The following is an 11,939-nucleotide window of genomic DNA, read 5'->3' on the forward strand; positions in this document are numbered from 1 at the left end:
TGAGGTTCTATGAGAAATTACAATAACTTTGATTCAATTACCATCCGACTAGCCTCTCCTGAAAGGATTAAGGAATGGTCATACGGTGAAGTCAAAAAGCCAGAGACTATCAATTACAGAACTTTGAAGCCAGAACGAGATGGTCTTTTCTGTGAGAAAATTTTTGGAACAACGAAGGATTGGGAATGTTATTGCGGAAAGTTTAAATCGATCCGCTACAAAGGTGTTGTATGTGATAAATGCGGAGTGGAAGTAACGCACTCCAAAGTTCGCCGTGAGAGAATGGGGCATATTGAACTTGCAGCTCCAGTTTCTCATATCTGGTATTACAGATCGGTTCCGTCAAGAATGGGTCTTCTACTAGACATGACAATCAATCAATTGAAGTCAGTATTGTATTTTGAAAAATACGTGATCATCGATCCAGCTGATTCTGGTCGAGTTCGTGGTGAGTTGATAGATGAAGATGAATATCATAATTTTCTAGATGAATATGGTGATAAATTTGTTGCGGGTATTGGTGGAGATGCTGTAAAAGAATTGCTCTCCCGAATCGATGTGGATGCAGAAGCAAGAGCTATTCGCCAAAAAATCCAAGATAAAAACAAAATCACTGATAAACGAATTCTCAAGAGACTAGAAGTCTTAGAAGCATTTCGTGATTCCGGTAACCGCCCTGAGTGGATGGTTCTTGATATTGTACCTGTTATACCTCCTGAACTCAGACCAATGGTTCAGCTAGAAGGTGGAAGGTTTGCTACTTCTGATCTAAATGATTTATATAGAAGAGTCATCAATCGTAACAATCGATTGAAAAGACTATTAGCACTCAAAGCACCCGAGATCATCGTTCGTAACGAGAAGCGTATGTTGCAAGAAGCTGTCGATGCACTTTTTGACAACTCTAGAAGAAAGAGAACGGTTAAGGGAAAAGGAAACAGACCTCTAAAATCTATATCAGACATGTTGAAAGGAAAGCAAGGTCGTTTTAGACAGAACCTTCTTGGAAAACGTGTGGATTATTCTGGTCGTTCCGTTATCGTTGTGGGTCCTGAACTCAAATACCACCAAATGGGTCTTCCTAGAAAAATGGCTCTGGAACTTTTCAAGCCATTTATCATGAAGCGATTGGTAGATCTTGATCTAGCACCAAATATTAAAAGTGCGAAGAAGAAGATTGAAGCAGAAGAAAAAGATGTATATGATGTATTGGAAGTAGTGGTAAGAGAACATCCAGTTCTTCTAAACCGTGCTCCAACATTGCATAGATTGGGAATTCAAGCATTTATTCCTAAATTGGTTGATGGTAAAGCAATCAAACTCCATCCACTTGTATGTCATGCATTCAACGCTGACTTCGACGGTGACCAGATGGCAATTCACGTTCCTCTAGCTCCTAAGGCTCAGTTGGAAACATGGATGCTTATGCTATCTCCGCATAACATATTAAACCCAGCGAACGGTCACCCAATTTGTGGACCGACACAAGATATCGTTCTTGGAATCTACTATCTCACTTCCGAGGTTAAAGCCGGTAAGGGAGAAGGGAAATTTTTTAGTTCACTGGATGAAGTTGAATACGCTGTTGATCGCGGTGTTGTTGATTTAAGATCTAAGATTTCTGTTTTACATCAAGGTAAAATCATTGAGACAACTTCAGGTCGATTGATATTCAATACTGCATTTCCAAAAGGTTACGATTATGTGAATCGTACTTTGGGTGATAAAGAAACCAACAAAATCATTGCTGATGTTTATGAGAAATTTGGTCCAGGCGCAACTGTTGTTATGCTTGATGAGATCAAGAAAATGGGTTACCATTACGCAACTGTTTTCTCTCCAACAATTTCTATTGAAGACATTCGAGTATCTCCTGCTAAAGAAAGCCTCGTAAATGATGCAAACAAAGAAGTTGAGAAAGCTGACAGTGAATACCGAAAAGGTATTATCACGAATGAAGAAAGATATAAAAAAGTAATCGAAATCTGGACTAAAACCAATGACTCAATCACAGAGGGGATGTTCAAGGAACTAGAAAAAGATAGAGATGGTTTCAATCCTGTTTACGTTATGGCAGCTTCCGGTGCGCGTGGATCCAAGCAACAGATTCGTCAGTTGGCTGGAATGCGTGGTCTTATGGCAAAACCATCTGGTGAGATCATCGAACTTGCAATTCGATCAAACTTCCGTGAAGGTCTCGGAATCTTAGAATTCTTTATTTCTACCCATGGTGCGCGGAAAGGTCTTGCGGATACTGCTCTTAAAACAGCTGATGCCGGTTACCTGACTCGACGTTTGGTGGACATTTCCCAAGATGTGATTGTTTCTGAACCAGATTGTGGAACTAAGGATTCAATTCGATTGGGAGTTGTAAAAGAAGGTGAAAATATCATCGTATCTCTTGCGGACAGATTGTTCGGAAGATATACAGCAGAAGATATTCTTGATCCAGTTAATAACGAATTGATTCTACCTAAGAACACTCTTGTAACAAGAGCGGTTGGACAAAAAATTGAGAACTTAGGTTATGAAAAAATTCGAGTAAGATCGCCACTCACCTGCCAAGCTAGATACGGAATTTGTACAAGCTGTTACGGTATGGACATTGCGAGACTCGTTCCGGTTGAGATCGGTGAAGCTGTTGGAACTATTGCAGCACAATCCATCGGACAACCAGGAACTCAGTTGACAATGAGAACTTTTCATATTGGTGGAGCGGCATCCGCGACAATTCAAGAAAAAGAACATAAGCTACCGTATCCTGCAATTCTACAAAGCATAAATGGAAGAATTGTTGTGAATTCTTCCGGACAGAGTGTATTTTCTAGAAGAGGATCCATCTACTTAAAGCGTTTGATTCAAGACTATCCTACGAATGAGATCTCAAATATTCGTGTTGAAGATGGAAGTCGAGTTGAAAAAGGGGAAGTATTTGCTTCCAACTTGGCTGGTGATCAACTGATAACTGCTGAGATGCCAGGAACAGCTCATATTGTCGACGGTCGTTTCCGAATCATGGGAGATGAAGTAGTAATTCCTGTTAAAGCAGGAACTATTGTTAAATCTGAAGAGAACCAATTGATTGCAGCCAATCAAGCTATGGCAGAATTCGATCCTTATAACGAATTGGGACTAGTGGAAAAAGCCGGAACTGTGAGTTGGGTAGATTTGGAAGTTGGAAAAAACGTAAGACGTGACGTTGACCCCAAGACTTCGAATATAATTCTAAAAGTAATCGAACAGAAAAAAGAAAGATTAAACCCTAGATTAATCATCACAGGTGCTGATGGCGTTGAAGAGATCACTGTTCCAGTAGATGCTCTTCTTGCAGTTCAGAATGGTGATAAAGTCAATCAAGGTGATATTCTATACAAAATCCCGACTATCGCTGAGAAAACTAGAGATATTACTGGTGGTCTACCTCGAGTTGATGAATTATTCGAAGCGAGAAGACCAAAAGATCCTTGTAACTTAGCTGAAATTGACGGTAAGATTGAAGATCGTGGCGAGATAGTAAAAGAAAAACGTATAATCTACATTGTTCCAGATTCTGATGAATCGGAAAAAGTTAAAGTATCGATTCCAATCGGTAAGCAAATCCGCGTAAGAAACGGAGATTATGTGAAGCAAGGCGATCAGCTAGATGATGGTAATCTGGATCCACATGATATTTTGGCTATTCGTGGAACGAATGCTTTGCATGTCTACTTAGTACAAGAAGTGCAAGAAGTTTATCGTCTTCAAGGTGTTCATATCAATGATAAACATATTGAAGTCGTGATTAGACAGATGCTTCGAAAAGTAACAATCACGGATCCAGGTGATACGATATTTGTGAACCAACAACAAGTTGATAAATTTCAATTTGATGAAGAGAACAGACGAGTTGAATTGGAAGGTGGTAGCCCAGCTAGTTGCCAACCTATTTTACTTGGTTTGACAAAAGCTTCTTTGAATACAGAATCTTTCTTCTCTGCGGCATCTTTCCAAGAAACCACAAAAGTTCTGACCGATGCAGCGATTAAGGGTAAGACTGATAATCTCATGGGACTCAAAGAAAACGTAATCATTGGACATATGATTCCTGCAGGAACTGGAATGAAACACTATAGAGATGTAGATGCTTTCAAAGATATTCCTGGAGATTTGGATTGGGATCTAATCGAAAATGAAGAAGGCGAAGATGATCCGATCGAGGAAAATGAAGATGGCTCCACAGCAGTTGCTACATTGACTCCTGTTTATGAGGATGATTCTGAGGAAGATGATGATGACGATCTTGGTGAAGAACTAGAATCCGACTACAACGTGGATGAATTGGTCAAGGGATCAGACAAAGAAGAAGATGAAGATCTTGATAAAAAAGAGGATTGAGGTTTATTGATGAAAATATCTTTACAATACACCTCATTCCAAAAGTTTAGTAAAAGTCACAAAAGGTAAAAGACAGAAATGCCAACAATTAATCAATTGATTCGCCACGGGCGAAAATTACAGAAAAAAAGAACTAAATCACCTGCTCTTAAGAGCTCTCCTCAAAGAAGAGGAGTTTGTACTCGTGTTATGACATTTACACCAAAGAAACCAAACTCAGCTCTGAGAAAGGTTGCTCGGGTGAGATTGACAACAGGAATCGAAGTAACTGCGTATATTCCAGGAGAAGGTCACAACCTTCAGGAACATAACGTTGTTTTGATTCGTGGTGGAAGGGTAAAAGATTTACCTGGAGTTCGTTATCATATCGTTCGAGGAACTTTGGATACGCTAGGCGTTGACAAAAGAAGAAAAAGTAGATCTAAATACGGCGCTAAGAGACCTAAGGCTTAAGGAATACAGATATGTCTAGAAGAAGAGGAAAAGTTGAACCACGCCTTATGGAAGGCGATCCAAAATTTAACGATAAGATAGTTGCGAAATTCATCAATTGTCTTATGGTTGATGGTAAAAAAAGCACAGCTCAGAAAGTATTCTATGATGCACTTGAGTTGATTCAGCAAAAAACTGGATTGGATCCGTTCGTTGTATTTAATGAAGCGTTAGAAAATGCGAAGCCACAAGTTGAGGTTAAATCTCGTCGTGTTGGTGGTGTAACGTATCAAGTTCCTATTGAAGTTCGTCCAGAAAGAAGGATGGCATTAGGAATTCGTTGGTTGATTCGATATTCAAGATCAAGAAACGAAAAATCTATGAAATCAAAACTTGCATTCGAGTTAATGGAAGCTCAGAAAGGAACAGGTTCTTCCATCAAGAAGAAAGAAGATATTAGGAAAATGGCGGATGCCAACAAAGCATTCAGTCACTATCGTTGGTAATTTACTGACTTTAAATTTTTCTATGCTTTAAAGCGAAATAGAAGCTTTTACCTTTATTTATTTGGAATGGACCGGTGGGAAACCCCGGTCTTTTGTTTTTTATACCTATGAAAACGATCAACCTTGGAATTTTTGCCCATATCGATGCAGGTAAGACTACCTTAACTGAGCAGATACTCCATATAGCTGGAATTTTACCATCGGTTGGAACAATAGAAGAGGGCACGACAGAATCCGATACTCTTATCGTTGAGATAGAAAGAGGAATATCGGTTCTATCTTCATTGATGCAGTTTGAATGCAAAAATTTTGATCAGCCTTTTAGAATCAATCTACTCGACACTCCAGGACATTTAGATTTTCGGACGCAAGTGGAATCTGTTTTGGATTCGATTGATTTAGCAGTTGTTCTAATCGATGGAAGTCGGGGTGTTGAGAGCCAGACAATCATGCTTCACGAGGCGTTGTCTGAGAAAAATATTCCAGAAATTTTCTTTATAAATAAATTGGACCGTGCTGAAGATTTTCTACCTGAATCACTCGTATCTTTAGAGGAGCTTCTCAAGAAAACTCCGCCAATTGTTTTTATTGAAGGAAGTTATAATTATATTTGGATTCAACCAGATAAGTTCTCGGAGAGAACGCACCTAGAATTAATTGAATGGAATGAAGAATTGGTAGGTGAGTATCTATCTAATCCGAACAAATTGTACGAAATATCCCGCCTAGGTTTATTAACTGGCTTAGAAAAAAGTAAGCTTACACCAGTATTTGGAGGATCTGCTTATTTTGGACAAGGTGTTCGGGAGCTCTTAGATTTTATTGGGCTTCTAAATTTTCCGATCCCCGTACCAGTTACCGGTGCAGAGATTATATTATCCAAACGAATCAATCATTCTGAATTAGGGCATTTGACTCTTGCTCGCACATTGCGTGACTTTTCTTGCGGCGACATGCTTGGTTGCCAAGGTCAAAATATTCCAATCACACAAGCTTATCATTTGCTAGGTGATAAGGCTATATCTATCAATAAAATTCAAGCTGGGGACATCTTTGCATCGCCTGACCTGAATAATTTGAAATCAATTGCTCCAGTTTACGACTCTCCGTTTGTTGCAATCATTGAAGCTGAGCAATCTCAAGACCGAATAGAAATTTGGAATGCATTGAGTGAGCTTTCCTGGGAAGACCCATCTTATATACTCAAAGAAGACTCTAGCACCGGATCTTATCAATTGTACGGGCGAGGTGAGCTTCATCTTGAAATCGCAATTTCTCGATTCAGAGAATTATGTCTCAAAAACTTTGCGGTAGGCGAATTACAAGTTGCAAGGTATGAACGTTGTAAAACGATGGTAAAAAAGCTAGCATTAGAGCACACGGCCTTTGAATCTAAAAACTCAAGCGGCAAGCTCGTAGCCATTCTGGAAGATACTGCCGGATTTTCGAAGCATATAGCCTTCGAGGTAAGTCTTTCGGAAAAGATACACAATGCGATTTCAACCGGTTTCTTTGAGGCGTTGTCTCAAGGGAATTACCACTTAGAGGTGTTAGGCGCCCAATTAACCATTGTGTCCTATGAACCTCCGGAGGCGGGGACAGAGTTTACTCCATCCTTGCTAAAAGTGGCCTTACTGAGTGGAGTCAGGCAAGCGCTTCAAGATCAGACAGAACTCATTGGTCCTGTTTCTGATTTGGAAGTATTTGTAGATGATACTTATGTAGGGAATGTGCTGTCCCTTCTGCAAAAAAGATCAGCGCATATTATTGACATAAGGAAGAGATTTTCTGATAAATCTCAAATCCTGGCGCGAGTAGGCACAGAAAACCTACTTGGCTTTTCGGGGGCTCTTAGAAATATGACCAAAGGGACAGGTATTTCTTTCCAAAGAAATACCTTTAGCCCCGAAAATTACAACGTTCTAAATGAAAGAAAGGCCCGTTAGGGACTGCTAATTATCTTAGGGGAATTGAATAGAGCATGGCAAAAGCAAAATTCGACAGAACAAAACCACACTTGAACATCGGTACAATCGGACACGTTGACCATGGCAAGACTACCTTAACGGCTGCAATTACAACTACACTAGCGAAAAAGCTTGGTGGAAGTAATAAGGCTATTGCATACGATCAGATCGATAACGCACCCGAAGAAAAAGCTCGTGGTATAACAATTGCAACATCGCATCAAGAGTATGAAACCGAAAAAAGACATTATGCACACGTAGATTGTCCAGGTCACGCTGACTATGTTAAAAACATGATTACTGGTGCAGCTCAGATGGATGCAGCTATTCTTGTAGTTTCTGCAACTGATGGTGCTATGCCTCAAACTAAAGAACATATCCTTCTTGCTCGCCAAGTTGGTGTTCCTTACATCGTAGTTTATCTTAACAAAGCTGACATGTTGGCTGAAGACGAAAGAGAAGACATGGTTGAAATGGTAAAAGAAGAGATCAAAGATCTTTTGAATAAATACAATTTCCCAGGTGATAAAACTCCTTTCGTTTCTGGTTCTGCATTGAAAGCACTTGAAGGCGATGATTCAGATCTAGGAATGAATTCAATTGTAAAATTGATGGAAGCTGTTGATACTTATGTTCCAGATCCTACTCGTATTCTTGACAAACCTTTCCTAATGCCAGTAGAGGATGTATTCTCTATCACTGGTCGTGGAACAGTTGCAACAGGAAGAGTAGAGCAAGGAATTCTAAAAATCAACGACGAGATCGAAATCGTTGGTATCCGTGATACAACAAAAACAGTTGTAACTGGAATCGAAATGTTCCGTAAGCTTCTTGATGACGCGAAAGCTGGAGACAATATTGGTGCTCTTCTTCGTGGAACTAAAAAAGAAGATATTGAAAGAGGCCAAGTTTTAGCTAAGCCAGGATCAATTACTCCTCATAAGAAATTTAAAGCAGAAGTTTACGTTCTTACTAAAGATGAAGGTGGACGTCATACTCCTTTCTTCAATAATTACCGACCACAGTTTTACTTCAGAACTACTGATATTACTGGAGTTTGTAATTTGCCAGATGGTGCTGAGATGGTTATGCCTGGTGACAACGTCACTATGTCAATTGAACTTATTCACCCGATTGCGATGGACCAAGGTCTTAAATTCGCGATTCGTGAAGGTGGAAGAACAATTGGTTCCGGCGTAGTTGCTCAGATCGTGGAATAAGAGTAAAGAATGACTGGCCAAAGAATCAGAGTAAAGTTAAAAGCATTTGATCATAGGTTGATTGACCAATCAACCTATGAGATTGTAGCGACTGCGAAAAGGACTGGGGCATCTGTCTCTGGTCCAATTCCTTTGCCTACAAAGAAAGAAATTTATACAGTACTGCGATCCCCTCACGTAAATAAAAAAGCGAGAGAGCAGTTTGAAATGAGAACGCATAAAAGGCTGATCGATATACTTAACACTAACGAGGACACAGTTGAGGCTCTAATGAAACTTCAACTTCCTGCTGGTGTTTCTGTAGATATCAAGTCGTAAGGATAACGGAAATGGCGAAAGGACTAATAGCAGAAAAAATAGGAATGACTCAAATCTTCAATGAAGAAGGAAAAGTTATACCTGTGACTGTTCTTCGTGTTGGACCTTGTGGAGTTTCACAAGTGAAAACAGTTGCCAATGATGGATATGATGCCGTTCAGCTAAGCTTTGGAACCGTAAAAGAGAAATCTATTGGTAAAGCTATAAAAGGCCATCTTGCAAAAGCAGGAATCACTGCTCTTAGAAAAGTATTCCGAGAATTCAGAAACTTTGGTGAAGAAGTTTCATTGGGAAAAGAACTGAGTGCGTCAGACGTATTTCAGCTCAATGATAACGTTAAGGTTGTAGGTCTTTCCAAAGGTAAAGGTTTTCAAGGTGTTGTCAAAAGACATGGTTTCGCCGGTGGTCCAAAAACACACGGTTCAAGATTCCAAAAACATCCTGGTTCGATTGGTGCGGGTTCGACTCCATCAAGAGTATTTAAAGGGATGAAGATGGGTGGTAGAATGGGTCAAGACCAGGCTACAATTCGAAATGCAAAAATTGTTAGGATCATCGAGGCAGACAATCTAGTTTTTGTTTCTGGAAATGTTCCAGGCAGCGACACCTCAATCGTAACGATCGAAAAGATATAAGGTTTAATCAGAATGAAAGCACAAAAGTATTCAAAAGAAGGCAAGCTAATCGGTGAAGTTAACTTACCGGACGGTTTGTTCGCTACCGGAGTCTCCTCTGGTGCGATATATGATGCAATCAAGGCAGAAAATGCGAATGCCAGACAAGGAACTCATTCGACTAAAGACAAGAGTGAAGTTCGTGGTGGTGGTAAAAAGCCTTGGGCTCAAAAAGGAACCGGTCGTGCTAGACAAGGATCTTCGCGTGCTCCTCATTGGGTCGGTGGTGGTATAATCCATGGACCAAAGCCAAGAGATTATTCTTCAAACCTATCCAGCAATGTTAAGAAGAAAGCAGTGCTTTCAATATTAAACAAAAAAGCAGACGAATCTAGAATCAAGATCATAGAGGATATCACTCCTGAGGCTTATTCTACAAAAACGATCTTTAACATATTGAAGAATATGGAAATTTCCGACAAAGGAAATGTTGGATTTGTTGTAACTGGCGAAAATCAATTTCTAAAAAGATCAACAAGAAATATTCCTTTCTTAAAGTATGTAAATGCTAAACGAGTTGTTTGTAGAGATATTCTCTATAACAATAGTTTGGTTATTTCTGAGTCAGCTCTAAATGATATGCTTGCTCAGTATGGTAAAGGAGAATCCAAATAATGGTTGCGGATCAGATAATTATCGCCCCTCTCATTACTGAGAAATCACAGGAATTGGAAGCTATTCACGAAAGAATTGAAGAAAAGAGAAAGAATTCAAGACGTGCGAGCAATGGCAAGAAAATTACGAAATACAGCTTCAAAGTTCATGTTGATGCAAATAAGATCCAAGTAAAAGAAGCTATTGAGAAAATTTTCAATGTTAAACCTGCATCTGTTAATATGCAAGTTTATAGAGGCAAAATCAAAAAGTTCAGATATGTTGCAGCTCCAAAAGCACACTGGAAGAAGGCAATTGTCACTTTCCATGATGGAACAACATTGGACATAGTTAAGGTTTAATAATGGCTATCAAGAAACTAAAACCATATACAGCAAGCACTAGAACTCAATCGGTTGCTGACTTCTCTTCTATTACGGCTGAAAAGCCTAAGAAGAGTTTAACTTCAAGTGTCAATTATAAAGCAGGTCGCGGAGACGGTGGAAAGATTTCTGTTCGCCATAAAGGTGGAAGAATCAAAAGGAAATATAGAGTTATCGATTTTAAACGTCGAAAAATGAATGTTCCTGCAACTGTTAAAACAGTTGAATACGATCCGAATAGAACTTCTTTTATCGCGTTGTTGTGCTATGCGGACGGGGAATACAGATATATCTTAGCTCCTACTGGCTTGAAAGTCGGTGACAAAGTCATGACTTCTGAAACTGCAGAGATCAAGCCGGGTAATACTTTACCTCTGAGCAAAATCCCTCCTGGCACTAACGTCCATTGTATTGAATTGCAACCTGGAAAAGGTGCACAAATTGCAAGAACTGCAGGATCATTTGCTGTAATTGCAGCGAAAGATGGAGACTATGTTAGCTTAAAATTGCCTTCTTCTGAAGTTAGAAAAGTTCGTAAAGAATGTTTGGCTACAATTGGTGAACTGAGTAATAAAGATCATAACCTAGTGTCCGTTGGTAAAGCGGGTAGAAATCGTTGGAAAGGTATACGTCCTTCCGTGCGTGGGGTAGTAATGAACCCTGTAGATCACCCTCATGGTGGTGGTGAAGGTAGAACATCAGGGGGAAGACATCCAGTTTCTCCATGGGGTCAACCAACTAAAGGATATAAAACAAGAAAGAATTCCTCTACGAACAAATTCATTGTTCAGAAGAGAAAGAGAAACAGGAATAGATAGGTAGGATTCAATGGCGAGAAGTTTAAAGAAAGGACCCTTCATCGATGACCACTTGATGAAAAAAATTACTAAGATGACCTCTGAAGGAATTAAGAAGCCCTTCAAGACATGGTCTCGCAGAAGCACCATCTATCCTGATATGATTGGTCACACTGTTATGGTGCACAATGGCAAGGTTTTTGTTCCTGTTTTTATTAACGATAATATGATCGGTCACAAGTTAGGTGAATTTGCACCTTCTAGAACGTTTCGTGGTCACTCCGGCGACAAAAAAGCCGTTAAAAAGTAGGTTATAATGGAAGCCAAAGCAGTAGCAATGCACGTGAGAATTTCAGCCAGAAAAGCAAGACTGGTTGCGAATGAAGTAAGAGGTTATGGTTATCAAGAAGCCATGGACATTCTTCGTTTTACCAATAAGAAAGCGTCCGATATGATTATTGATCTTTTGAATTCAGCGGTTGCGAATGCAATCCAAGCTGATGAGAATGTTATGCCAGAGAGTCTTTATATTTCTAAAATATATGTTGATGATGGCCCAATTATGAAGAGATACAGACCTCGTGCAAGAGGAAGAGCTTCTCGAATTCGAAAAAGACTCAGTCATATAACTCTTGTTCTTTCGGACAAGGCACCAGTAGGATCGGAAGGATAGT

Annotated in this window: 12 protein-coding genes; all 12 read left to right on the forward strand. The window is 39.6% G+C overall.

Annotated elements, in window-relative coordinates; genetic code table 11:
- The first annotated feature begins 9 nt into the window (after nt 1-9).
- The 12 genes from rpoC (at nt 10) to rplV (ending at nt 11,938) form a co-directional block, all read left to right on the forward strand.
- Complete coding sequence (rpoC, locus tag O4O04_RS09750) at nt 10-4,374, forward strand: DNA-directed RNA polymerase subunit beta' (RefSeq protein ID WP_272535714.1); 4,365 nt, start codon at nt 10-12, stop codon at nt 4,372-4,374.
- Between the two features lie 78 nt (nt 4,375-4,452).
- Nucleotides 4,453-4,827, forward strand: a complete 375-nt coding sequence (gene rpsL, locus O4O04_RS09755) for a 30S ribosomal protein S12 (protein ID WP_272535717.1) — start codon at nt 4,453-4,455, stop codon at nt 4,825-4,827.
- Between the two features lie 11 nt (nt 4,828-4,838).
- The gene (rpsG, locus tag O4O04_RS09760) at nt 4,839-5,312 is read left to right on the forward strand and encodes a 30S ribosomal protein S7 (RefSeq protein ID WP_272535719.1); all 474 of its coding nucleotides are present in this window, start codon (nt 4,839-4,841) and stop codon (nt 5,310-5,312) included.
- Nucleotides 5,313-5,419: 107 nt separating this feature from the next.
- On the forward strand, nt 5,420-7,258 hold the full coding sequence (locus O4O04_RS09765; RefSeq protein WP_272535721.1) for a GTP-binding protein: 1,839 nt from the start codon (nt 5,420-5,422) through the stop codon (nt 7,256-7,258).
- Nucleotides 7,259-7,293: 35 nt separating this feature from the next.
- A complete protein-coding gene (gene tuf, locus O4O04_RS09770; RefSeq protein WP_272535723.1) occupies nt 7,294-8,499 on the forward strand; it encodes an elongation factor Tu in 1,206 nt (401 codons plus the stop codon).
- 9 nt (nt 8,500-8,508) lie between these two features.
- The gene (gene rpsJ / locus O4O04_RS09775; protein ID WP_272535725.1) at nt 8,509-8,817 is read left to right on the forward strand and encodes a 30S ribosomal protein S10; all 309 of its coding nucleotides are present in this window, start codon (nt 8,509-8,511) and stop codon (nt 8,815-8,817) included.
- Nucleotides 8,818-8,828: 11 nt separating this feature from the next.
- A complete protein-coding gene (gene rplC, locus O4O04_RS09780; RefSeq protein WP_272535726.1) occupies nt 8,829-9,452 on the forward strand; it encodes a 50S ribosomal protein L3 in 624 nt (207 codons plus the stop codon).
- Between the two features lie 12 nt (nt 9,453-9,464).
- Nucleotides 9,465-10,106: a 50S ribosomal protein L4 gene (gene rplD, locus O4O04_RS09785; RefSeq protein ID WP_272535727.1), complete on the forward strand. Its 642-nt coding sequence runs from the start codon at nt 9,465-9,467 to the stop codon at nt 10,104-10,106.
- On the forward strand, nt 10,106-10,447 hold the full coding sequence (gene rplW, locus O4O04_RS09790) for a 50S ribosomal protein L23 (protein ID WP_272535728.1): 342 nt from the start codon (nt 10,106-10,108) through the stop codon (nt 10,445-10,447). The genes rplD and rplW overlap by 1 nt, the downstream gene beginning before the upstream one ends.
- 2 nt (nt 10,448-10,449) lie before the next feature.
- Nucleotides 10,450-11,286: a 50S ribosomal protein L2 gene (gene rplB / locus O4O04_RS09795; protein WP_272535730.1), complete on the forward strand. Its 837-nt coding sequence runs from the start codon at nt 10,450-10,452 to the stop codon at nt 11,284-11,286.
- 10 nt (nt 11,287-11,296) lie between these two features.
- Nucleotides 11,297-11,575: a 30S ribosomal protein S19 gene (gene rpsS / locus O4O04_RS09800; RefSeq protein WP_272535731.1), complete on the forward strand. Its 279-nt coding sequence runs from the start codon at nt 11,297-11,299 to the stop codon at nt 11,573-11,575.
- Between the two features lie 6 nt (nt 11,576-11,581).
- Entirely contained in the window at nt 11,582-11,938 is a 357-nt protein-coding gene (gene rplV, locus O4O04_RS09805) for a 50S ribosomal protein L22 (protein WP_272535732.1), read from the forward strand.
- Nucleotide 11,939: the final 1 nt, after the last annotated feature.

It is taken from the genome of Leptospira sp. GIMC2001 (assembly GCF_028462125.1).
GTDB lineage: Bacteria > Spirochaetota > Leptospiria > Leptospirales > Leptospiraceae.